Genomic DNA, 20011 nt, shown 5'->3' with positions numbered 1-20011 from the left:
ATGAGCTATCAAGTCTCGCCCGTCGGCTTCGTTCGCTCCTGCTTCAAGGAGAAGTTCGCCATCCCGCGCCAACCGCAACTGGCGCCTGCAGCCCGGGGCGTGCTGGAGTTGGTGGCGCCGTTCGACGGTGGTGAGGCGGTGCAGGGCTTGGAGCAGGTCAGCCATGTGTGGCTGCTGTTCCTGTTCCACCAGGCCCTGGAAGACACACCACGCCTCAAAGTGCGCCCGCCTCGCCTGGGCGGCAACACGTCCATGGGCGTATTTGCCACCCGTGCGACCCATCGGCCCAACGGCATCGGCCAGTCGGTGGTCAAGCTGGACAAGGTGGAAGCGGGCCGGCTATGGATTTCCGGGATCGATTTGCTCGATGGCACACCGGTTTTGGATATCAAGCCGTATGTGCCGTATGCCGATATTGTCGACACGGCCACCAATGGCATCGCCAGTGGTGCGCCGGCGTTGATTGCGGTGCAGTGGCTGAAGACAGCGCTGCAGCAGGCACAAGGCCATGCGCAGCGCCTTGGTGAACCGTTGGTGGAGTTGATTGATCAGTGCTTGGCGCAAGATCCACGGCCGGCGTATCAAACGCCTGGGCCTGAGCGCGAATACGGAGCGCAGTTCTGGGATGTGGATGTGCGGTGGCACTACCCTGAAGCTGGCGTCATTTGTGTATTGGAAGTGGTGCCTGCCGGATAAACCGGAAACCCAATGTGGAAGGGGCAAGCCCCTCCCACATTGGGTTCTACTGTGTTGCGAAGTCAGCACATGGCCTGACTGTTTTACTTCTCGACGAACGCACGCTCGATCAAGTAGTCACCCGGCTCACGCATCCGTGGCGAAACTTTCAGGCCGAAGCTGTTCAGCACTTCGCTGGTCTCATCCAACATGCTTGGGCTGCCACACAGCATGGCGCGGTCGTCCTCGGGGTTGATCGGCGGCAGGCCGATGTCGCGGAACAGTTTGCCGCTGCGCATCAGGTCGGTCAGGCGGCCTTCGTTCTCGAAGGGCTCGCGGGTCACGGTCGGGTAGTAGATCAGCTTGTCACGCAGGGCCTCGCCGAAGAATTCGTTCTGCGGCAGGTGCTCGGTAATGAATTCGCGGTAGGCGACTTCGTTGACGTAACGCACGCCGTGGCACAGGATCACTTTTTCGAAGCGTTCGTAGGTCTCTGGGTCCTGGATCACGCTCATGAACGGCGCCAAACCGGTACCCGTGCTGAGCAAGTACAGGTGTTTGCCCGGCTTCAAATCGTCAAGCACCAGGGTGCCTGTCGGCTTTTTGCTGATGATGATCTCGTCGCCTTCCTTCAAGTGCTGCAATTGGGAAGTCAGCGGGCCATCCGGCACCTTGATGCTGAAGAACTCCAGATGTTCTTCCCAGTTCGGGCTGGCAATGGAGTAAGCACGCATGAGCGGGCGGCCGTTGGGCTGTTGCAGGCCGATCATCACGAACTGACCGTTCTCGAAGCGCAGGCCCGGATCACGGGTGCACTTGAAGCTGAACAGAGTGTCGTTCCAGTGATGAACACTGAGGACACGCTCGTGGTTCATGTTGCTCATGTACGGGGGACTCCTGGAAGTGGGTCTGCGCCAGAGATGAAGCGCGCAATTGCACAGCATTCTAATGGCGGCGACAATATCTGTTAACTGGATTATTAAGATAAGGGTTATCGGTTATATCGATATGCGATTTACTCTCCGTCAACTGCAAGTCTTCGTCGCCGTCGCCCAGCAGGAAAGCGTCTCACGCGCTGCTGGCCTTCTGGCCTTATCCCAATCTGCGGCCAGCACGTCGATTACCGAGTTGGAGCGCCAATCCAGCTGCCAATTATTCGACCGTGCCGGTAAACGCCTGAGCCTCAACGCGCTCGGCCATCAGCTATTACCGCAGGCGGTGGCATTGCTGGACCAGGCCAAGGAGATCGAGGACTTGCTCAATGGCAAGTCCGGCTTCGGCTCCCTGGCAGTCGGCGCCACCTTGACCATCGGTAATTACCTGGCGACGCTGTTGATCGGCAGCTTCATGCAGCAGCACCCGGAAAGCCAAGTGAAGCTGCATGTGCAAAACACTGCCAATATCGTGCACCAGGTTGCGCATTACGAAATTGACCTGGGTCTAATCGAAGGCGACTGCAGCCATCCGGACATCGAAGTGCAAACCTGGGTCGAAGATGAGTTGGTGGTGTTTTGCGCGCCGCAGCATCACCTGGCCAAACGCGGCGTGGCAACGATGCAAGAGCTGACCCATGAAGCGTGGATCCTGCGCGAACAAGGCTCAGGCACGCGCCTGACTTTCGACCAGGCCATGCGCCATCACCGCAGCGCACTGAATATCCGCCTGGAGCTGGAACACACCGAAGCGATCAAGCGCGCCGTGGAATCCGGATTGGGGATTGGCTGCATCTCGCGCCTGGCGCTGCGCGACGCGTTTCGGCGCGGCAGCCTGGTGCCGGTGGAGACCCCGGACCTGGACCTGGCGCGACAGTTCTACTTCATCTGGCACAAGCAGAAGTACCAGACCTCGGCGATGCGCGAGTTTTTGGAGCTGTGCCGCGCTTTCACCGCAGGGGTTCAACGCAGCGACGAGATCGTACTGCCGAACATTGCCTGAGGCTCAGACCAGGATCACTGCCCATACCAGAGTGATCATGGTCAGCGCGACGAATTGCGCGGCGCTGCCCATGTCCTTGGCGTTTTTCGACAGGGGGTGGCGGTCCAGAGAGATGCGATCGATGGCCGCTTCCACCGCCGAGTTGAGCAACTCGACAATCAGGGCCAACAGGCATACCGCAATCAGCAAAGCGCGCTCGACCCGGCTGACGTTCAGGAAAAAGCTCAGCGGGATCAGGATCACGTTGAGCAGCACCAACTGACGGAAAGCCGCCTCGCCAGTGAAGGCCGCGCGCAGGCCATCCAGGGAATAGCCCCCCGCATTGAAGATACGTTTGATACCGGTTTGACCCTTGAAAGGCGACATAGACGTAGGCAACTGAACCAAAGAAGTGGGGAAGCTAGATCACGCAAAGTCAAAAAAGCGTGAACCCGTGACATTTTATTGCGACGAAATTGACTCAAGTTGTTGCAAAAGCAGCGCCGCCTGAGTCCGCGTCCGCACATTCAGTTTGCGGAAAATTGCTGTCACATGCGCCTTGATGGTCGCTTCCGACACGCTCAGCTCGTAGGCAATCTGCTTGTTCAACAAGCCCTCGCAGACCATGGTCAATACCCGGAACTGCTGGGGCGTCAAACTGGCGAGGCCGTCACGGGCAGCCTTGGCTTCGTCGGACACGTTGATTTCTTCGAACGCCTGCGGCGGCCAGGACACATCGCCATCGAGCACTTTGCGCACGGCGTTCTGAATATCGTCCATGGCGCTGGACTTGGGAATGAAACCGCTAGCGCCAAACTCTTTGGAGCGCACCACCACGTCGGCGTCTTCCTGGGCCGAGACCATCACCACCGGGATCTGCGGGTATTGCCCGCGTAACAACACCAACCCCGAAAAACCGTAGGCACCGGGCATGTTCAGGTCGAGCAGCACCAGATCCCAGTCGGACTTTTCGGCGAGGCGGGTCTCCAACTCGGCAATGCTGGCCACTTCGACCAGGCGCACGTCCGGGCCAAGGCCCAGGGTCACCGCTTGATGCAGCGCACTGCGAAACAGCGGATGGTCATCGGCTATCAGGATTTCGTATGTGGCCATTGATTAAATGATCCTGTTTTTTAAGGCAGCCCTGATGGGTTCAGGGTTCGCCAGTACACACGGCAGCGGCCAGGCAGCCATTGCCACAGGGCAAACTCGACGTCAAAAGCGCCTGGAACGACGTCGAAAAGTCACGGTTGCGCCCCAATCGGCGCCCAGCATGCCCAGCGTAGCCTGGGGGGTCAAGCACCACGCCCAGTGGGCATTTTAGCGGCGAGTGGCTTTACGGTGCCATCATGCAAACGTCGTCTGGCTATACGCTCGGTATATAGGGCGCCAGTCGAGTATGGACGATATCAGTCGGGTCCAAAGGCATCTGGAACTTGGCGGCCAGGTAATGAGTGCTGAAGACGTCGAGGTAGGCGTCCAGTACTTCGCTGGCGGCACCGTCGGCGGCCAACTCCAGACACAAGGCGGCGACTTCGGCGGTGCAGAAATGATCATCGCGCTTGGACCGGCGCAGTTTGTAACGCGACAGTTGCTCAGGCGCCAGGCTCAGGACCGGCAAATGCTCCAAATAAGGGCTCTTGCGAAACATCTTGCGCGCTTCACTCCAAGTGCCATCCAGCAGGATAAACAACGGGCGCTTGCCCTCTTCCACCTTGACCTCACCGACCACCCGTTCAGGCGCCACGAATTCGCCGGGGAACACGATATAGGGCTGCCATTGCGGGTCAGCGAGCAAGGTGAGCAACTCGGGATCGACTTCGGTTCGCGACCACGCGAAGGCGGTCGTGTCTTCGATGACATCGGCGATCAACCAGCCAGTGTTGCTGGGCTTCATCGGCTCGACATCATGCATCAGCAGGCACATGGCGGACTTGGCCTGGACCCTGGGCCGCCAATCGCACAGGCAGTACTCGGGGATCACCCGGCAACCGGGGCAGCGTTCGGCACGGGAGCCCCGGTTGACGAAGGGCTTGATAGCACGCGCCAGACGCTGGGTACGCAGGCGGGAGACGGCGTGGTTCATCGGATGCGCCGCAGGGACGGAGAGATCGACACGGGATAGCTCAAGAAAGGTTGAAGTGGCGGCAGTTTACCAGCGATACGCCTGGCTGTAGTGGCAAGGGCTCACCTATAATTGCCCGCCACTGAACGCACAGCGCAGTGGCTGGTCTATGCACCAGTAACCGAATCAGGAGAGTTTCATGCTGCGTTCCATGCTGCGCCTTGCCGCCCCATCCATTGCGCTTGCGCTGGTTTTGCCCGTAGGCGCCCAGGCGGCCTCGCTGCTGGAGGCGCAAATGAACAGGAAGCTGCAAAGCGTCGCAACCGAAAGCAACAAGGACCTGCCCCGGGAAATCGATGAAAAAACCCTGGAAGTGGCCTACACCGTTGAAGGCATGCAACTGATCGATCACCTCAGCGTACTGCCCGACCGCGCCGAACAGATGCGGGCCAACCCTAAGGCTGTGTATTTCCAGCTGGGCCAGAGCGTGTGCCTGAACAAGGGTTATCGCGAGCTGATGGCCAAGGGCGCGGTCATGCGCTACGAAATCACCGAGAACAAAACTAACCGCCCGGTGGCGTCGGTGAAGTTCGTGGAAGCGGATTGCCCTGCCCCCGCTTCAGCCAAGAAGAAAAAGTAACCTCTGCCTGACTTCGCGCGTTGCTGGCCAGTGACGCGCACTTCCCCCGCTTCAACGCTCCGCCTGCAGCTAGACTCCGTGTGAGTGACCAATAAGCGGTTGCCAGGCAAGGGTTTTTCAGCCCATCATCAGGCCATCCCCCACAGCTCACTCACAGCATTTCTCATGCTGTTCTGTAACATTTTCAGGGCAAAAGAAGGTTGCCCTCTGCGGCAAGCAGCGACACATGCAGTGTCGTAGCCTCCGGCGAATCGCTCGTCGGCCATCCGGGCCCTGTAAGAAGGAGACGTTGAATGCCATACGAACCGAATGACAGCCTGCTCCGGCACTTTGAAGAAAGTGGAGCCGACCTCACGCAACAGGTCGAAGCGCAACTCCATCTGATCGCCCCCAACAGCCCGAATATCCCTCTGTATCGCGACATGATCCTCACCGTGCTACGCATGGCCCAGGACGACCGCAACCGTTGGAACGCCAAGATCACCCTGCAAGCCATCCGCGAACTGGACCATGCCTTTCGCGTGCTCGAACAGTTCAAGGGCCGACGCAAAGTCACGGTATTCGGCTCCGCGCGCACGCCCGTGGAAAGTCCCCTGTATGCCCTGGCCCGTGAAGTGGGCGCCGCGCTGGCACGCTCCGACTTGATGGTAATCACCGGCGGCGGCGGGGGCATAATGGCCGCGGCGCATGAAGGCGCCGGCCTGGAGCACAGCCTGGGGTTCAATATCACCCTGCCGTTTGAACAGCACGCCAACCCGACCATTGATGGCACCGAGAATCTGCTGTCGTTCCACTTCTTCTTTACGCGCAAGCTGTTTTTCGTCAAGGAAGCCGATGCGTTGGTACTGTGCCCGGGCGGCTTCGGCACACTGGATGAAGCGCTGGAAGTGCTGACCCTGATCCAGACCGGCAAGAGTCCGCTGGTACCGGTGGTATTGCTGGACGCGCCAGGTGGCGGGTTTTGGCAAGGTGCCCTGGACTTTATCCGTAACCAATTAGAAGCCAATCGCTATATCTTGCCGACCGACCTCAAGTTAGTGCGCTTGGTATACAGCGCTGAAGAAGCGGTGGAGGAAATCAATCAGTTTTATGCGAACTTCCATTCCACGCGCTGGTTGAAGCGCGAGTTTGTGGTGCGTATGAATCACCCGCTGAGTGATCGAGCGCTTAAATATCTGCAGAGTGAATTTGCCAGCCTGCGATTGAGCGGGGAATTCCAGCAACTTGCCTATACGGGTGAGGATCATGACGAGCCAAAATTCAGCCATTTGACACGGCTGGTGTTCAACTTCAATGGGCGAGATCAGGGCCGGTTGCGAGAGTTGGTGGATTACATCAACTTGCCGGAGAACTGGGCATCGGCTCAAGGGAAGACACAGCAGCGGGTGGCGCCGGAAACGGCTTGATTTTTAAGCGCAAAAAAAGACCCACTATTTTCATAGTGGGTCTTTTTTGTGGCGAATCAGGTCGGTGATGGAGGATTTAGGGCTGCTGTGCAGCTCTGCGGGAGCAAGCTCCCTCGCCACAGTCAACTCAGTCATCCATGTCTCGGCCGCTCAACAAGCGGCTGATCATCTCCATAGAAAATCCGCGATAACTCAGGAAGCGGCCTTGTTTCGCTCGCTCCTTGGCATCGATGGGCATCTGGCCAGAGAACTTGCGCCGCCAAGTGTCTTCCAACTGCGCCTGCCAACTGATACCGCACTCGCGCAGGGCAAGGTCGATATCGGCACGTTGCAGACCACGCTGGCTCAACTCTTCACGAATTCGCGCAGGGCCGTAACCGGAGCGGGCGCGGTAGGAGACAAAACTCTCAAGGTAACGGGATTCCGACAACAACCCTTCTTCCGTCAACCGGTCGAGTGCTGTATCGATCATCTCGGGGTCTGCGCCGCGCTGACGCAGTTTACGCGTCAGCTCGACTCGACCGTGCTCGCGTCGAGCGAGCAGGTCCATCGCAGTGCGCCGAACGGCGACGAGTGTATCCAGTACAACTGTCATCGTTTGCTTCAGATGTCAGTGTCGGCTTCTTCTACTTCTTCAACCGGCTCGCGGTTGGCGGCTGCTTTCACGTCTGGCGCGGCCGTCAGCAGCTTGTCGCGGATCTGCTTTTCAAGCGTGGCAGCGATGTCCGGGTTATCTGCCAGGAACTTGGCCGAGTTGGCCTTGCCTTGTCCGATCTTGCTGCCGTTGTAGGCATACCAGGCACCGGACTTCTCAACGAAACCGTGCAGCACGCCCAGATCGATCATCTCGCCGTTCAGGTAGATACCCTTACCGTAGAGAATCTGGAACTCGGCCTGACGGAATGGTGGAGCCACTTTGTTCTTCACAACCTTGACGCGGGTTTCGCTACCGACAACCTCGTCACCTTCCTTCACCGCGCCGGTACGACGGATGTCCAGACGGACCGAAGCGTAGAACTTCAGCGCGTTACCACCGGTGGTGGTTTCCGGGCTGCCGAACATTACGCCGATCTTCATACGGATCTGGTTGATGAAGATCACCAGGCAGTTCGCGTTCTTGATGTTGCCGGTGATTTTACGCAACGCCTGGGACATCAGACGGGCTTGCAGGCCCACGTGCATGTCGCCCATTTCGCCTTCGATTTCCGCCTTCGGTACCAGGGCAGCCACGGAGTCAACCACGATCACGTCGATGGCGTTGGAGCGCACCAGCATGTCAGTGATTTCCAGGGCTTGCTCACCAGTATCCGGCTGGGAAACCAGCAGGTCGTCAACGTTGACACCCAGCTTGCCGGCGTATTCAGGGTCCAGGGCATGTTCGGCATCGACGAACGCACAGGTGGCGCCCATTTTCTGTGCCTGGGCGATCACCGACAGGGTCAGGGTAGTTTTACCCGAAGATTCAGGACCGTAGATTTCAACGATACGGCCTTTTGGCAGACCGCCAATGCCGAGCGCAATGTCCAGACCCAGAGAGCCAGTGGAAATAGCCGGGATCGCCTGACGGTCATGATCGCCCATACGCATTACGGCACCCTTGCCGAATTGACGTTCGATCTGACCCAGGGCCGCAGCCAAGGCTTTCTTCTTGTTGTCGTCCATTAAAGTCCTCACGTAATCAATAAGGCCTGACGGCCAACACCTGTATAAGTAGACAGTATTGTTCCACAAAGATCGGAGATCGCCTACCCCTGATTTTCTATTTCTGCTGCAGCTCGTCGCAACAAGCCCTCAAGGGCGGCCTTTACCGTTTGTCGGCGGACCTCGTCGCGGTTGCCGGCGAAGTGCTCAAGCTCGGCGGTCACCTCATCGCCCACACCGAACGCGAGCCATACAGTGCCCACCGGCTTGTCCGGCGAGCCGCCGTCCGGCCCCGCCACACCGCTGACCGCCACGGCAAACCGCGCCAGGCTTTTTTCCTGAGCGCCGCGCACCATGGCCTCCACCACTTCCCGACTGACCGCGCCCACTTTTGGAAACAAATCCTCCGGCACGTTCAACTGCCGGGTCTTCTGCCGATTGGAGTAGGTGACGTACCCCGCTTCGAACCAGGCAGAACTCCCCGGAACCCGCGTGATGGCTTCGGCGATCCCGCCGCCCGTACAGGACTCAGCGGTGGTGACATGGGCATTGAGCACCTGCAAACGTCGGCCTAGTTCAGCAGCAAGTGGGGTGATGTCGTTCACGGGCGTCTCCAGAAGTGGGCGGGCGTTCGCCTACCCTACAGGAGCGAATCGCACACGCAAGCGACAGACTGAATCAAGACGCTAACAGGCGACGCCACGCACATAGGCCTGGCAGGCACGCCCCCCTTCGACTAAAAAGCACACAGTTATTGCTGATCCGGCCGGGAAGGTGGGCCCTGGTTGACGCCGATACGCTTGGCCGCCCAACGCTCATAAAGGCCGATGGCGACGTCGGCCCCCGCCATGGCGGTGAGGCAACCAATCGCGCCGGCGGTCCAGATCGACATACCCGCGGCGTAGCACAACATCAACGCCGAAACACCGCAGACCATGCACGCTCCGGATCGCAGCGCCAGGCGCCGTACCAGGGACCAACCGCGAGCGCCCTCCTTGTCGGCGCGCCACATTTCGCCGGACACTGCGCCGATCAGCGCCAGTACGATCACCAGCCAGATAGGCATTTCCGCTAACGCTTGCTGCTCGGTTGTCATGTCGCGCCTCCTGGCTGAGCAACGCCGGCAACATGCCGGTGTCTGGGTAATTCCGTATAGGCAGGCATTCCAAAAAGCCCGGTTGCCCAGGCTTTTCAGTAATACGGTCCTTCGGCGCTACTGGCGCGTTACGGATTGGTCCTTGATGTTTTTCCGACCACGATCCTTGTCTGCCGGATAACTGTTCTGATGCTTCAAGCTGTACACCCAGACCAACCTTCCGAACCGTCAAAGCCGATTCATTACTGTTTATCTGGATACAACCTTGTAACTAAAGAGCGTCGGCATCCTTGCCGGTGTTGCCTGGCGTCCTTGCCATCGCTCGGATGGCGTCCTTGCCGATGTTGCGTGCCTTCCCTGTCTTCCTAGGCAGCATCCTTGCCGCCTCCACCAGACCTTGTTGGCTGGCTTGAGATGAAGAGTATTACTGGATGCATATACAGTCAATGCATTAATGCATTTATTTCTCTCGGCAAAATGCACATACGCATTTATAGCCCGACAGGCTTAGGGTTTAGTGATTTTTTACAGGTAAAAAAGCCCGCACGTTGGCGGGCTTCGTCTGACAGAAGATGGTTAGCGGGCGTACATGCCCCACCAGAACACATGGCCGAGGATGCTGATCTGCTCATCCTGAATATCCTGGAAGCTGTAGTCTTCATCCGGGTGCTCATCACGATTGAAACTGCGCAGGCGAATACCCGAGGGCAGGCGATAGAGCTGTTTAACCCGCAACTGGCCATTGTGATTAATGGCATACAGGTCGCCATCGACAATGTCGCCAATCGCGCTTTTTCCGGCATTCACTCCGACCGTCGCGCCATCGCGCAGCACCGGCAACATACTATTGCCGCGCACCGTCACACATTTGGCCTGGTCGAACTGCACTCCGTTATGCCGCAGGCTGCGCTTTCCAAAACGCAGGCTGGCCTTTTCGCTTTCCTCAATGACGAATCTTCCTGATCCAGCAGCCAATTCAACCTCGCGCAAAAAGGGGATCGATACCTCGTCATCATTCACGGGGGTGTCATCGTCCCACAGGCTTATGTCCTTGAGTTCCGAATGCATCGGGTCGCGCCCCTCTTCGCGCGAAACGCCCAGCGCCACACGTCCGCGCAGTTGATCGGTGCTGACGCAAAAATACTCGGCGATACGGGAAATGTGCTTGTCCGATGGATCAACGATTTTGCCGCTGAGGATCCGGGACAGCGTGGATTGAGGCACTCCGGTGCGCCGGTAAAGCTCCGTGGGGGAGATCCGGTCGCGGCCCAGCAGTTCTCTTAAGACGATAGAAACGTTGCGTTTTTGCATAACGAGGATAGTGCCGGGTGTTTAAGGGGTTGGCAAATGCTGACCTGCATCAAAATGCATTATTTATGCACTCGGCATACCTTTTAGCAGACCTGCGAAGGTCAGGCTTGAGTGTTAACCTTTTCTACATCGCAGATATCGACGGGATGGGCGGCAAGGATGAGTCAATGGCGAACCTATAGTTTCTGGACCAAGGCCTGGATCCTCGGCCTCCTGGCACTTATGGCCGTAGTGTCCGATGGTGCAGACCTAAGTTCTCTGGGAGAGGGCTCGTCCCACCGCAAGCGCGTCTTCAGCCCCGGCTTCATTGTGTTGTGCATTTTTGTAGCCGTATGTGAGCTGATACTGCTGAACCACTTCTACGGTGTATGACCTGAATTTGTAACCCACGTGGTTGAGTCATACCCTTTCATATTTTGCCTCTCCGTTTGCGACCTGCGAAGGGCCGACCTCGCATGTTAACCTTGCCGCCATCGCAAAAACTGCTGGGCCAAGCGCGCCCTTTGCCCCATCACTTTCAACGAATTTGCCTACTACCCAATGAGTAAAAATACGTCCGATCTGTCCTCCCACACCCCGATGATGCAGCAGTATGGGCTGGGGAGGGTATTGCGCCAGTGACTACGTGGCCTCCAGCGATTCACTGTCTAAAACTTACCCGAGGGATAGCGCGTGTTTGGGCCAATGGTGCCGGGATAAGTCGAACTAGTTTTAGACAGATATTGAGTGTCGCGCGTTACCTTTTGCGATCTCGGGTCACGTAGCGCGGATTGGCACATAGCTGGCTATTTGCTACTGTCCTCCTGCGAACTGGTGCAGAAACGCGAGACTTGAAAGGTCGAACAACAAAAAAGCAGCTGACTTTAGATCACTCACAATACAAACCGACAAAACGGACAGCAAAATGTTAAATGGAAATCCGGCCGCAAGACTTCTAGATATCTTGATTGAGGCCCGTGATCAGTCAAGATCTGAGAATACATTGGCCGTTTGGGGGAAAGTTTTCAAAACTAGTAATAACGTAGCGCTCACATACGAGCGGCTGGCTAAAATGATGCGCCTGTCCGAAGAAACACACAAGGTGATGCTCGCCCTTTTCCTAAGCAGAGCAGACCAACATATTTCTGGAAGTCCACATTAGACAAAGCTTTTCAACAGCAAAATATGTTAAGTGGCTTTCATACTTTCGTGGACAACATCAATGACACTGCTATTGACCACTTGACTTCAGCAGTGGACTTACTCGACTTAAAAATACCCGACCCCATATCCAGCGCAGATGTTGATTCACACATAGAAACATTGAACACTTTGATATTAGAAGTACTGGACAGCGACTTGGAGCTAAAAGTTAAAGAGTACCTAGTTAGGTCGCTCAGATTGATTGTAACCGCCCTCCAAGAATATAGACTTGGCGGAAAGATCCCCGTGACAGACGCAATAGAACAAGCGCTTGGCCACAGTTTTTTTGACAAAGAATACTTGAGTGCTCTCCAGACAACGGACATAGGAAAGAAGGTACTGGGCGCCCTCGGAGATCTGGCGAACGCAGTAACTGTAGCAACTCCAATAGTCACTCTTTTATTAACTGAAACCGTAAGACAGACATTGGGGTTCCAAGACTGAGAGTTGCCAGCACGTCTCAGGTCTGACGTACGCCTGGCATGCACGCAACGCGATCAGTCCGTGGTCGCCGGTGTCGGTGATGGCTATGCTTGAGCTGGCTCTTAATAGGTCTGCCGTTGTGAGTGGATCAGACCAATTGATAAATAGTCTCTTTCTTTCCTTGAATTGGTTTCTTTCTGTGAGCCGGCTTTTTGCTTGGACTATTTACAGGCTCGAGAAATGGTGACCAGTGCCTCTCAAGGAAAGCCTCATAACGCTTCATGCTGTACATCACTCGCCTGGCCTGAGGCTCCAGTGGTATTTCGGCAGCGGGTCCAGCTAGACCAAACTTGTGCAGTAATGCCTGCCGAGCGACTTTGGGCATGCCGTCACCACCTAGGATGAATGGGATTCCATTCGTACGTAACCATCGAATCTGGATAGCCGAGCGTGCACTAGCGGTAAGCTCTGCAAGGTCCTGAGAGCTGATAAACATCGACTCCAAATGACCAGCCATAGTGTCGCTCCTCCAGTACTAGCGGCTTCAAGCGTTTGCGCCGGTGTCTACCAGCGCGACTATTTCGAGCATAGTATGCTGTGCGCTTGGTATTTGAAGGCGCTACAGTAATTTTATGGATCAGAGACCGGCCATGCCGCATGGCATGGTCAGCAGACGGGAGGCCAGCGTGGCAGAGTTCACAAATACCGTCACAAAGCGCATAGGTATTGTTCTGTTGCTGGGAGGACTGATTATCCTATCTATTGGTCTTTACAATATGGGCGGGCGCTACCTGAGTCCGGACCGCTTTTTTGAGCGGTGGCTAGATGTGATCAGCTGGAATAAATATCGCGTTAAGGAGTACCCGGCAGTCTTTTACGGTAGCTACCTTGTGATAATTGGGCTTTTCTTGTCAGTCCTGTATGACAAGGTAACTGGTCGGCTCGTGCAATGGATTTTGACTGGCGAAGCGAAACGAGATACGTGATCATGCCCCTCACCAAACCCAACCAGCAGCTGCGCCGCGACCTGAAAGACGCTGCGGCCCTGCTCAAATGGTCAGGCGTAGACCTGATGCAGGCCGCCGTAAAGCTTTCTGAGGCTGGCCAGGAAGATGACGCTCGCGAGCTGATCGAGATCGCCACTAGGTTTCAAGCTGTCGAGGATCAGATGGCGGGTTATGCGGACGAGGTGAAGGACGGCCGGATAATTCGGGCAGCGGAACAGCGCAAATGACTGCATGGCGAGAGCAAAGCTTCTGGAGCAAGGTTGGGGTCATTGCTTGTATCGCGTTGCTTATGATGATCCCCGGTTATTCCGACGCGGCCGGGCTAAGCTGGGGCTCATCAGGCCGCAAGCGAGTCTTCAGCCCTAGATTCGTTGTACTCTGTGTTTTCGTGGCTGTGTTCGAACTGATAGCGCTGAACCACTTCTATGCTGGCGTAGGCTAAACGCATTTAGGTAATCCTCCTTGTAACTGAAAATGGACTTTATGAAAAAAAACTCATCTCCTTTTTTCTGAGCTTGCTTCTCTTGGGTTGCGCCACTGCTCCCGTTGTCCCCGTGCCGAAGGGGCTGTGGTACGCAGATAACGAAGGCCCGGGCTCGCGATATCATGTCTATGTTTATTTCAAAGACGCCAGCAGCTTCACATGGTGGCGTACTACAGAACCGCAAGCAGTAGTTTTTAAGCGATGGGCCTATTACACCAATGAACACCCCGGCGTTGATGACCCCGTTATCTTCATGCGCAAAGGTGATTGGATAAAAGGCGAGCGGCATATTGTTAATAAAAACAGTGAAGGGGTTCTACAACTCACGGTTACACAAAGTTTCACCGGGTACTTTAGCGGTGATAGTCTGGAAATGGAGCAAAGTGGGAACTCCGTTTGGGCTGATGGAACCCCGGCTCCTCATGATACTGTGAGATGGTCCATGAAGCGGCTCAGCGCTCAATAGTGATAGCGTCAATTTAATCTCGCGGGTAGTAATACCGATCAAAATTAACACCCTGCCGTAGGCATTACAGCTTTCGAAAGTCGTACGGATAAACTGTGAAAAAAGGAATCTAAATGCGCTATTCCCCGATTTTGCTCGCGCTTGCTCTCGCGGGCTGCGCCAATACGCCTCCCTCGCTATCCGAGAGCGCCAAGGCCACTTTAAATGAGCCAATGCCAACGTCTGACGCGCAGCGAGTTTGGGAGTGTGCTGGAACAAGCAACGTCATTAAAGGACATGAATTTGTCCTTGAATTGCAAGGCAGACCGGCAGATTGGGGCGGAGAAAACTGGGCGCTCCGAGAACGGGCCAAGCGCATGGGTTGCAGCCAAGCAGAGATGGATGCGCGTGATATGGGGAAATTTTCAAGCCCACCTATTTCTCCTCGTCCAAAATAAAGTCAACAAGCCCGGCCCTTTGCCGGGCTTCTTGTTCTGGCGAGCGGCCTCCTCTGCTATGGTGGTGCCCTCTGGGCGCAATGGAAGCGGTGAAGAATGGACTCACGGAAGACTCTGGTAATCGCCTTATTGGCATCGGTCAGCACGCAGCCCGTATCAGGTGATGACGTCAACCCTATCGCTGCCGGGATATTTATCACAATCTCCTCGCCAACCATTTTAATTGGAGCGACTACATCTCTCACGACCGAGCCACCAAAGATCTTCAAATCCGCCAAGACTGATGCCCTGGCTTTCATTGGCTCAGACGGCAAGATTCGTGGCGCGGAGTTTGAGCAGGCATCCCGGTACTACCATTCGAAGTATCCCTCTCCTCTCATGTCCGACATGCAACTGGCCCAGGCGATCGCAGCGACCTACTGAGCATGGCCATTCACGTTCTTTTCACAGCAGAGGGTCTATGGTTCCCCCAGCTCCTTATGAAACTCTTTCAGCCCGCCCTCCCCATCGCGGGCTTTTCTTTGCCTGCAATTTGCCGAGCCCGCCCGCTTTTGGATGGGCTACGCTCATCGCACCATCGAATGGAGACATAGCAATGCACTCGCCCGAATACTCTCTTCCTGATGTCTTGGAACGCATCTACGAAAACCAACTCGCCCTGGAGGCAGCGATCATGGAGCTGTCGATGTGGACCGCGAACCATGGCGGCCCTCACGTAGACGAGAATGTCCGCGGCGCCCTGGAGACCATCGGAGAGAACGCCGACCACATCAAGCAGGGCTTGGCACGACTACGGCGGAACAATGAAGGCTAGGAACTGCAGGAGGGCATATGAGCGATCTAACCGAAATTCTTTACGTACCTGAGCTGGCCAAGATGCTTGGCCGATCTGAATCTTCGATTAGAAGTGGGCTTCAGACTGATGCTGCTTGGCTCCCTAAAAGTTTCAAAATGGGCAACAGAATTTGCTGGCTTAAAACGGATGTCATGCAGTTCATAATCGATTGTAGGGATGGCAATATCCAGACCAAGCCTAAAAGGCCTGGAAGGAAACGGCGGGTTCCTCCTACCTTGAAAAGCATCGGCCGTTGATCAGCCGGCCATCACGTCCAGCAGGGCGATGCTAGGATTTAGCTCTGGCGCGACCTCTTTCCAAACAATCGTCGTGACGCTCGCTGCGCAAATCGACGAGGTCGCGCCTCACTTTTGAACACGGATCGAATGAGCAAATCTACCATCCAGCCGCGATTTCTCAGGGCTCACCAGGCACCCGTCTATCTTGGAATGTGCCGAGGCGTCTTTAACAGAACTGTGCGGCCCTATGTTCGTGAGTTCCCGATAGGTGAGCGGGGCATTGGCTTCGACCGCATTGAACTCGACCAATGGGCAGAGGCGCACATGGCGGCGCACTCCGTAGCCAAGAGCGCAAAGACAGAACCATCGCAACTCTCCATTGGTAATTTCACCCACACCCCGAAAACCTCAGAAGAATTTCATAGGTTGGTTGCTGACATCCTTGGGAAGAGGACCAAGGCGAAGGATGTTCGACGACGGGTGCCCAAGGAGAAGTGATCATCTTCTGTTACCGACTGCCACCATCTGCCTCGGTAAGGAGACAAACATGACTATGGCACATGGCATCGATCGCTTCCTGCGTCTCAAAGAGGTTATCCATATCACAGGTTTGAGCACCGCCACGATTTATCGAAGAATCAAAGAAGGCACCTTTCCGAGGCAAATGCAGATCGGCCCTAACTCAGTGGCCTGGCGGCAGTCAGAAATAGATAAGTGGATGCTAGATCCATTCCCTTGACGGATGTGGCGGCCAGCGTGCGACCAGCTATTCAAGGAAAATCAGCAGCTACACGTAGAGCTTAGAAAAATCACTGAGCCACAACCCTGACGTACGCCTGGCAGGCCCGCAACGCGATCAGTCCTTGGTCACCGGCATCGGTGATGCCGATAATTCGTTGAGCATGCGCTGGGTCAAGTTGGGCTCGACGGGCTGCATGAACCACGCCGGCGGCGGCGCTGGCGGTAGGCACGTTGCAGCCACTGGCTGAATCCTCGAGAAGGACTGACAGCCGCAGATCAGAAGTGGCAAGGCGATCGCGCAGCCGAGCCTGATTGCGTTGGGCATCGGATAATTCCTTGGTGTGTTGTTGGTCCTGGGTGGCGAGCTGCTGTTCGGTGGCCAGGCGCTTGTCCTGCTGGGTGCGGGCCTGGGCGGCGGCGGCATTGCTGATCGCGGCCAGGTCATCCTTGTGCAGCCCGGCCTGCTCGGCGAGTTTCTTACCCATTCGCAAGTCCTGCACCTGCCAGGTAACACAGGATGCCGCCGCCATCAGCACCAGGATCAGCACCACCAGACCGGCCAGCTTCTGCACCGGCGTCATGCCAGCACCTGCAGCGCCTTGTCATACAGTGCCTGGCGGTCGTCCTGGCCAGTAAGTCCACCATTGATGCGTCGGGTGATCTTCACGAACTCGCCCTGATCGGCCAGCGTGTTCAGGCCCTTGGTCGACCAGAACCACGCCGCCGACATTGCGGCGTATTGCGGCTGCTCGAGCTGATCAGGCTGATTGATCACGTCCAGGCCCAGCGCCTCCCCGCACGCCTCGTAGTTCGCCCGGCCGGTGATCTGGATCAGGCCGCGTCCACGGTACTTGGAGCCGTCCCCCTTCACTGTGTTGCCAAGATCGGCGCGGCCCTCATATCCGAGCTGCTGGGCGGTTGGGCCCCATATCTCGCGAACGTACCGAAGTTGCCCCGACTCGTGACCAACCTGGGCGATGAATGCAGCCGCGCGGGCGGTGCCGACAATCCCGTAACGATTCATGGCGGCGTTCAGTGCAGGAACAAAAACGCCGGCTTGGCGGCCGGCGTTCGGGAGGATCTGCAGCAACTGCTGCTCGTTGATGGACATACTTTTCTCCAGGCGGAAAAAAACCGCTCAAGGCGGTCGTGGTATTGCGCTACGGCTCAGTCCGCGGTAGCCGGACTCAGGCGGCTGATAATCGCTCGCGCAGCGGTGCGCGCCAATCGAACATCCTCAGGGATGGGCGTTCCATCCTCAAACAGCGCAAAGGCATGCCAGTCAGTTTCGCGCAGGTACGCACGCGCCCGGTCCAAGTCCACTTGATCCTTAACGTCCTGGTCGGTTTTCACCAACTCAAGCTTCGATAGATCCACCATCTTGTGCTACCTCCAATTGCTCGCCAGGCTCGATAACCTCGGCGGTCGTAGGCTTGATTGGCGTTGTGTCTGGGAATTTTACCGGGCCGCTGCGTGCATCCAGGATGATTGGCCCTGCTGGGTTCCGATATTCCTCTGGGCTATCCCAGGAAACCGGAAGGCGCAGCGTAAAGTGCAGTGTCTTGCCCTTTCGCTCGACGAACTCGGATTCAACGAAGAACTTATTGCCTACCGCACCTCCTGGCAGTCGGTAACCATCGGGTATGCCGGAAAGATCGATAGCCTCACCGTTGATCGTGATGACGTCACCAGACACGGACGCTTCAAGAGGCCAGCTAACCAGATCAGCCCATAGTTTAATTTTCATTATTTCCACTGCCCCCATACAGAGACGTTGACGTTGTAAGTTTGAGCGGTGGCGCCTGACCGCAAGATGATGCTAATGCTGGTTGGGGTCGCCAGGTCACAAGAGATGATCCCGTAATGGTCGTTGGCGGCTGTAGCTCGCACCGAAGCCACTGGCCGCGCCAGGCCGGTGTTTGAAACAAGGCCGCTTGGGATGGTAACTGTGAGGTAGTTTATCGAGTTTGCTGGGAGGTTTCCGGTAGTCGGGGCAGTACCGAGCATGCACATCTGCCCATTCGCATACTTGAAAATGCTGAAACCGCTTACGGCGCCAGCCCACATCAGGCCGCCAATTGCAGGGTCTAGCGTTGCATTTGCGCCGGATATTACGGGAGTCCACGCACCCCATGTGCCTCCGGACTGGACGCGCTCATACCTTGCACCTGTGGCCCCATTTACCATCGACTGCCACAGATTAAGGTTGTCAGCTGGGATTACTGATAGAAAACCAGTAAAAGAACCGACACCTGCAATTACGAATTGCCCCCATATGCTTATCGCACCCGTCCTGTAAGAGTCCGGGTTAAGCCCGACCCCCACAAATGGAGCGTTGTCCTTAGAGCCTAGGCCGCCATAGCCAACGGTTAGAGACCGCCCCGCCGTAGCGTCCGTTGGCGATGTAACTAGCGTTGAAGTTGCTGCGGTTCCGAGCCCCAGAGCCGTTCTTGCGCCTGGCTGATCTGTTGCACCGGTTCCGCCCTTGGTCAGCGGCAAAATGTCATAGTTACCAGTAGTGCCCAGCGCCGCCAACTTTGGCCCAAACTGATTGTTCAAATTATTGAAGGCATCAGACAGCATCTTGTCGTAGCCCTGCACCGGCATGATTGCGTAAGCCGCGCCGCTGGCGGTCGGGCCTTTGTAAGGAGGCAGGATCGAGATCACTGTGCCACTCGCGACGTTGGCAACCTCATAGCTGACGCCATCCGGGCCGATGAACGAGTCACCCACCCTGGAGGATGCGGCGAAATCCACACCTGTTCCTGTGACTGTCGTGCTGCCGTTCTGGACAGCAACTGTCCCGGTTCTTTGCCAAACCATAAGTTACTCCCAAAAATTAATATTTTTTGCAGCTATAGCTGACTAGGAAACGGGCTTAGCAAACAGAAGGGGCAGGAAAAAACTTCCGCTGCCGTAGTCGCCTATATTCTGTAGTGTCGCCGTGATGGTGTTGTTAGCAAAATTCCATGTGCAACTTAACTTGGAGTAAGTATCTCGTCCCGGCATATCCATCGCAATATTGTTTATCAACATGTAGTTACCGGTATTCAATGGAACGGACGTGTTCCAGTTGTAAACCCATCTGCCGACGGACGGGTTAGAAGCGCCTAAGTAGTTCCATCCGGTAATTACATTCGTGAATTGCGCGCAAGGCGTTCCGCTGTCAAACAAAAGCTTGGCTCCGCCGTCCCATAAGCGCATTCCGTACGTGTCCGTCTCCCTTGATTGGTATGCAGCCAGGAAGTATGTCCCTGTTCCGCCCGCGTTATTGGTCCAACCTGTCCAGTTCCCTGGTGAGCCTAGAAGGCGAACCCATTGAAAGGCCGCGGTTGCATCTGGCCTTACAAATATTAGGGGGCTTCTGCTGATGTTATTGGGTAGGGGAATGCGGCGCCTCCCGAGTACCTGGCCGAATACAAGACGACTAGTCTTGAGAATTCGGAGTC

30 protein-coding genes are annotated in these 20011 nt (G+C 56.3%); 14 read left to right on the top strand and 16 right to left on the bottom strand.

The annotated features are described in order from the left end of the window. Positions 1 to 696, top strand: a complete 696-nt coding sequence (tsaA, locus tag AB4O25_RS24630; protein ID WP_065877190.1) for a tRNA (N6-threonylcarbamoyladenosine(37)-N6)-methyltransferase TrmO — start codon at positions 1 to 3, stop codon at positions 694 to 696. A gap of 83 nt (positions 697 to 779) precedes the next feature. On the opposite strand, the gene fpr is transcribed toward tsaA, so the two are convergent. Further along, positions 780 to 1559, bottom strand: a complete 780-nt coding sequence (gene fpr / locus AB4O25_RS24625; RefSeq protein ID WP_017529767.1) for a ferredoxin-NADP reductase — start codon at positions 1557 to 1559, stop codon at positions 780 to 782. Between the two features lie 124 nt (positions 1560 to 1683). On the opposite strand from fpr, the gene AB4O25_RS24620 reads away from it, so the two are divergent. Further along, entirely contained in the window at positions 1684 to 2610 is a 927-nt protein-coding gene (locus AB4O25_RS24620; protein ID WP_065877191.1) for a LysR family transcriptional regulator, read from the top strand. Between the two features lie 3 nt (positions 2611 to 2613). Here AB4O25_RS24620 and AB4O25_RS24615 read toward each other — a convergent pair whose 3' ends face one another. The 3 genes from AB4O25_RS24615 to AB4O25_RS24605 form a co-directional block, all read right to left on the bottom strand. Then, the gene (locus AB4O25_RS24615; RefSeq protein ID WP_065877192.1) at positions 2614 to 2976 is read right to left on the bottom strand and encodes a diacylglycerol kinase; all 363 of its coding nucleotides are present in this window, start codon (positions 2974 to 2976) and stop codon (positions 2614 to 2616) included. Between the two features lie 75 nt (positions 2977 to 3051). After that, positions 3052 to 3702: a response regulator transcription factor ErdR gene (gene erdR / locus AB4O25_RS24610; protein WP_017529770.1), complete on the bottom strand. Its 651-nt coding sequence runs from the start codon at positions 3700 to 3702 to the stop codon at positions 3052 to 3054. 253 nt (positions 3703 to 3955) lie between these two features. After that, on the bottom strand, positions 3956 to 4675 hold the full coding sequence (locus tag AB4O25_RS24605) for a tRNA-uridine aminocarboxypropyltransferase (RefSeq protein WP_017529771.1): 720 nt from the start codon (positions 4673 to 4675) through the stop codon (positions 3956 to 3958). A gap of 178 nt (positions 4676 to 4853) precedes the next feature. On the opposite strand from AB4O25_RS24605, the gene AB4O25_RS24600 reads away from it, so the two are divergent. Together AB4O25_RS24600 and AB4O25_RS24595 are read left to right on the top strand one after the other, a co-directional pair. Then, positions 4854 to 5294: a PA3611 family quorum-sensing-regulated virulence factor gene (locus tag AB4O25_RS24600; protein ID WP_017529772.1), complete on the top strand. Its 441-nt coding sequence runs from the start codon at positions 4854 to 4856 to the stop codon at positions 5292 to 5294. A 293-nt stretch (positions 5295 to 5587) separates the two neighbouring features. After that, positions 5588 to 6700 carry an LOG family protein gene (locus AB4O25_RS24595; RefSeq protein WP_017529773.1) on the top strand — a complete coding sequence of 371 codons (1113 nt, stop codon included), beginning with the start codon at positions 5588 to 5590 and terminating at the stop codon, positions 6698 to 6700. Positions 6701 to 6827: 127 nt separating this feature from the next. On the opposite strand, the gene recX is transcribed toward AB4O25_RS24595, so the two are convergent. From recX to AB4O25_RS24570, 5 genes are all read right to left on the bottom strand, one after another. Continuing rightward, complete coding sequence (gene recX / locus AB4O25_RS24590) at positions 6828 to 7295, bottom strand: recombination regulator RecX (RefSeq protein WP_068937524.1); 468 nt, start codon at positions 7293 to 7295, stop codon at positions 6828 to 6830. Between the two features lie 8 nt (positions 7296 to 7303). Then, positions 7304 to 8362, bottom strand: a complete 1059-nt coding sequence (gene recA, locus AB4O25_RS24585) for a recombinase RecA (RefSeq protein ID WP_003189042.1) — start codon at positions 8360 to 8362, stop codon at positions 7304 to 7306. 83 nt (positions 8363 to 8445) lie between these two features. After that, positions 8446 to 8946, bottom strand: coding sequence for a CinA family protein (locus AB4O25_RS24580; RefSeq protein WP_065877194.1), 501 nt, complete (start codon positions 8944 to 8946; stop codon positions 8446 to 8448). A gap of 146 nt (positions 8947 to 9092) precedes the next feature. Continuing rightward, a complete protein-coding gene (locus tag AB4O25_RS24575) occupies positions 9093 to 9437 on the bottom strand; it encodes a phage holin family protein (protein WP_017526369.1) in 345 nt (114 codons plus the stop codon). A 576-nt stretch (positions 9438 to 10013) separates the two neighbouring features. Continuing rightward, a complete protein-coding gene (locus AB4O25_RS24570; RefSeq protein ID WP_017526367.1) occupies positions 10014 to 10748 on the bottom strand; it encodes a LexA family transcriptional regulator in 735 nt (244 codons plus the stop codon). A gap of 159 nt (positions 10749 to 10907) precedes the next feature. Between AB4O25_RS24570 and AB4O25_RS24565 the strand changes: the two genes are divergently transcribed. Both AB4O25_RS24565 and AB4O25_RS24560 read left to right on the top strand, forming a co-directional pair. After that, on the top strand, positions 10908 to 11120 hold the full coding sequence (locus AB4O25_RS24565) for a hypothetical protein (RefSeq protein ID WP_017526366.1): 213 nt from the start codon (positions 10908 to 10910) through the stop codon (positions 11118 to 11120). A gap of 816 nt (positions 11121 to 11936) precedes the next feature. After that, complete coding sequence (locus AB4O25_RS24560; RefSeq protein ID WP_460150094.1) at positions 11937 to 12374, top strand: hypothetical protein; 438 nt, start codon at positions 11937 to 11939, stop codon at positions 12372 to 12374. Positions 12375 to 12501: 127 nt separating this feature from the next. Here the strand turns inward: AB4O25_RS24560 and AB4O25_RS24555 are convergent, their stop codons facing one another. Then, positions 12502 to 12870, bottom strand: coding sequence for a DUF4224 domain-containing protein (locus tag AB4O25_RS24555; protein WP_460150093.1), 369 nt, complete (start codon positions 12868 to 12870; stop codon positions 12502 to 12504). 169 nt (positions 12871 to 13039) lie between these two features. Between AB4O25_RS24555 and AB4O25_RS24550 the strand changes: the two genes are divergently transcribed. From AB4O25_RS24550 to AB4O25_RS24515, 8 genes are all read left to right on the top strand, one after another. Then, positions 13040 to 13339, top strand: coding sequence for a hypothetical protein (locus tag AB4O25_RS24550; RefSeq protein ID WP_460150092.1), 300 nt, complete (start codon positions 13040 to 13042; stop codon positions 13337 to 13339). Positions 13340 to 13341: 2 nt separating this feature from the next. Further along, the gene (locus AB4O25_RS24545; protein ID WP_460150091.1) at positions 13342 to 13587 is read left to right on the top strand and encodes a hypothetical protein; all 246 of its coding nucleotides are present in this window, start codon (positions 13342 to 13344) and stop codon (positions 13585 to 13587) included. After that, a complete protein-coding gene (locus tag AB4O25_RS24540; protein ID WP_460150090.1) occupies positions 13584 to 13802 on the top strand; it encodes a hypothetical protein in 219 nt (72 codons plus the stop codon). Before AB4O25_RS24545 ends, AB4O25_RS24540 begins: the two co-directional genes overlap by 4 nt. A gap of 621 nt (positions 13803 to 14423) precedes the next feature. After that, on the top strand, positions 14424 to 14747 hold the full coding sequence (locus AB4O25_RS24535; RefSeq protein WP_460150089.1) for a hypothetical protein: 324 nt from the start codon (positions 14424 to 14426) through the stop codon (positions 14745 to 14747). Between the two features lie 96 nt (positions 14748 to 14843). Continuing rightward, positions 14844 to 15170 carry a DUF2388 domain-containing protein gene (locus AB4O25_RS24530; protein WP_460150088.1) on the top strand — a complete coding sequence of 109 codons (327 nt, stop codon included), beginning with the start codon at positions 14844 to 14846 and terminating at the stop codon, positions 15168 to 15170. Positions 15171 to 15342: 172 nt separating this feature from the next. Next, positions 15343 to 15561 (top strand): hypothetical protein, encoded by a 219-nt coding sequence (locus tag AB4O25_RS24525; protein WP_460150087.1) that lies wholly within the window; start codon positions 15343 to 15345, stop codon positions 15559 to 15561. 17 nt (positions 15562 to 15578) lie between these two features. Next, on the top strand, positions 15579 to 15839 hold the full coding sequence (locus AB4O25_RS24520; protein WP_460150086.1) for a helix-turn-helix transcriptional regulator: 261 nt from the start codon (positions 15579 to 15581) through the stop codon (positions 15837 to 15839). Positions 15840 to 16368: 529 nt separating this feature from the next. Next, positions 16369 to 16560 (top strand): helix-turn-helix transcriptional regulator, encoded by a 192-nt coding sequence (locus AB4O25_RS24515; protein WP_460150085.1) that lies wholly within the window; start codon positions 16369 to 16371, stop codon positions 16558 to 16560. A 70-nt stretch (positions 16561 to 16630) separates the two neighbouring features. On the opposite strand, the gene AB4O25_RS24510 is transcribed toward AB4O25_RS24515, so the two are convergent. From AB4O25_RS24510 to AB4O25_RS24485, 6 genes are all read right to left on the bottom strand, one after another. Then, positions 16631 to 17143 carry a lysis system i-spanin subunit Rz gene (locus tag AB4O25_RS24510; protein WP_460150084.1) on the bottom strand — a complete coding sequence of 171 codons (513 nt, stop codon included), beginning with the start codon at positions 17141 to 17143 and terminating at the stop codon, positions 16631 to 16633. Beyond that, on the bottom strand, positions 17140 to 17673 hold the full coding sequence (locus tag AB4O25_RS24505; protein WP_017528109.1) for a glycoside hydrolase family 19 protein: 534 nt from the start codon (positions 17671 to 17673) through the stop codon (positions 17140 to 17142). Before AB4O25_RS24505 ends, AB4O25_RS24510 begins: the two co-directional genes overlap by 4 nt. A gap of 56 nt (positions 17674 to 17729) precedes the next feature. Beyond that, on the bottom strand, positions 17730 to 17942 hold the full coding sequence (locus AB4O25_RS24500) for a hypothetical protein (RefSeq protein ID WP_460150083.1): 213 nt from the start codon (positions 17940 to 17942) through the stop codon (positions 17730 to 17732). Next, positions 17920 to 18309, bottom strand: coding sequence for a hypothetical protein (locus AB4O25_RS24495; protein ID WP_460150082.1), 390 nt, complete (start codon positions 18307 to 18309; stop codon positions 17920 to 17922). Before AB4O25_RS24495 ends, AB4O25_RS24500 begins: the two co-directional genes overlap by 23 nt. Next, complete coding sequence (locus tag AB4O25_RS24490) at positions 18309 to 19319, bottom strand: hypothetical protein (protein ID WP_460150081.1); 1011 nt, start codon at positions 19317 to 19319, stop codon at positions 18309 to 18311. Before AB4O25_RS24490 ends, AB4O25_RS24495 begins: the two co-directional genes overlap by 1 nt. Positions 19320 to 19427: 108 nt before the next feature. Further along, positions 19428 to 19766 (bottom strand): hypothetical protein, encoded by a 339-nt coding sequence (locus AB4O25_RS24485; protein ID WP_267864072.1) that lies wholly within the window; start codon positions 19764 to 19766, stop codon positions 19428 to 19430. Positions 19767 to 20011: the final 245 nt, after the last annotated feature.

The organism is Pseudomonas sp. S3_A03 (genome assembly GCF_054668275.1).
The sequence above is the reverse complement of the archived record's forward strand: the minus strand, read 5'-3'. Positions and strand labels throughout refer to the sequence as shown.

What these genes read in the sequence shown, in the direction of transcription:
- tsaA (WP_065877190.1), top strand. Translation starts at nt 1, where the DNA reads ATGAGCTATCAAGTCTCGCCCGTCGGCTTCGTTCGCTCCTGCTTCAAG.
- fpr (WP_017529767.1), bottom strand. Translation starts at nt 1,559, where the DNA reads ATGAGCAACATGAACCACGAGCGTGTCCTCAGTGTTCATCACTGGAAC.
- AB4O25_RS24620 (WP_065877191.1), top strand. Translation starts at nt 1,684, where the DNA reads ATGCGATTTACTCTCCGTCAACTGCAAGTCTTCGTCGCCGTCGCCCAG.
- AB4O25_RS24615 (WP_065877192.1), bottom strand. Translation starts at nt 2,976, where the DNA reads ATGTCGCCTTTCAAGGGTCAAACCGGTATCAAACGTATCTTCAATGCG.
- erdR (WP_017529770.1), bottom strand. Translation starts at nt 3,702, where the DNA reads ATGGCCACATACGAAATCCTGATAGCCGATGACCATCCGCTGTTTCGC.
- AB4O25_RS24605 (WP_017529771.1), bottom strand. Translation starts at nt 4,675, where the DNA reads ATGAACCACGCCGTCTCCCGCCTGCGTACCCAGCGTCTGGCGCGTGCT.
- AB4O25_RS24600 (WP_017529772.1), top strand. Translation starts at nt 4,854, where the DNA reads ATGCTGCGTTCCATGCTGCGCCTTGCCGCCCCATCCATTGCGCTTGCG.
- AB4O25_RS24595 (WP_017529773.1), top strand. Translation starts at nt 5,588, where the DNA reads ATGCCATACGAACCGAATGACAGCCTGCTCCGGCACTTTGAAGAAAGT.
- recX (WP_068937524.1), bottom strand. Translation starts at nt 7,295, where the DNA reads ATGACAGTTGTACTGGATACACTCGTCGCCGTTCGGCGCACTGCGATG.
- recA (WP_003189042.1), bottom strand. Translation starts at nt 8,362, where the DNA reads ATGGACGACAACAAGAAGAAAGCCTTGGCTGCGGCCCTGGGTCAGATC.
- AB4O25_RS24575 (WP_017526369.1), bottom strand. Translation starts at nt 9,437, where the DNA reads ATGACAACCGAGCAGCAAGCGTTAGCGGAAATGCCTATCTGGCTGGTG.
- AB4O25_RS24570 (WP_017526367.1), bottom strand. Translation starts at nt 10,748, where the DNA reads ATGCAAAAACGCAACGTTTCTATCGTCTTAAGAGAACTGCTGGGCCGC.
- AB4O25_RS24565 (WP_017526366.1), top strand. Translation starts at nt 10,908, where the DNA reads ATGAGTCAATGGCGAACCTATAGTTTCTGGACCAAGGCCTGGATCCTC.
- AB4O25_RS24555 (WP_460150093.1), bottom strand. Translation starts at nt 12,870, where the DNA reads ATGGCTGGTCATTTGGAGTCGATGTTTATCAGCTCTCAGGACCTTGCA.
- AB4O25_RS24545 (WP_460150091.1), top strand. Translation starts at nt 13,342, where the DNA reads ATGCCCCTCACCAAACCCAACCAGCAGCTGCGCCGCGACCTGAAAGAC.
- AB4O25_RS24540 (WP_460150090.1), top strand. Translation starts at nt 13,584, where the DNA reads ATGACTGCATGGCGAGAGCAAAGCTTCTGGAGCAAGGTTGGGGTCATT.
- AB4O25_RS24535 (WP_460150089.1), top strand. Translation starts at nt 14,424, where the DNA reads ATGCGCTATTCCCCGATTTTGCTCGCGCTTGCTCTCGCGGGCTGCGCC.
- AB4O25_RS24530 (WP_460150088.1), top strand. Translation starts at nt 14,844, where the DNA reads ATGGACTCACGGAAGACTCTGGTAATCGCCTTATTGGCATCGGTCAGC.
- AB4O25_RS24525 (WP_460150087.1), top strand. Translation starts at nt 15,343, where the DNA reads ATGCACTCGCCCGAATACTCTCTTCCTGATGTCTTGGAACGCATCTAC.
- AB4O25_RS24520 (WP_460150086.1), top strand. Translation starts at nt 15,579, where the DNA reads ATGAGCGATCTAACCGAAATTCTTTACGTACCTGAGCTGGCCAAGATG.
- AB4O25_RS24515 (WP_460150085.1), top strand. Translation starts at nt 16,369, where the DNA reads ATGACTATGGCACATGGCATCGATCGCTTCCTGCGTCTCAAAGAGGTT.
- AB4O25_RS24510 (WP_460150084.1), bottom strand. Translation starts at nt 17,143, where the DNA reads ATGACGCCGGTGCAGAAGCTGGCCGGTCTGGTGGTGCTGATCCTGGTG.
- AB4O25_RS24505 (WP_017528109.1), bottom strand. Translation starts at nt 17,673, where the DNA reads ATGTCCATCAACGAGCAGCAGTTGCTGCAGATCCTCCCGAACGCCGGC.
- AB4O25_RS24500 (WP_460150083.1), bottom strand. Translation starts at nt 17,942, where the DNA reads ATGGTGGATCTATCGAAGCTTGAGTTGGTGAAAACCGACCAGGACGTT.
- AB4O25_RS24495 (WP_460150082.1), bottom strand. Translation starts at nt 18,309, where the DNA reads ATGAAAATTAAACTATGGGCTGATCTGGTTAGCTGGCCTCTTGAAGCG.
- AB4O25_RS24485 (WP_267864072.1), bottom strand. Translation starts at nt 19,766, where the DNA reads ATGCGCTTATGGGACGGCGGAGCCAAGCTTTTGTTTGACAGCGGAACG.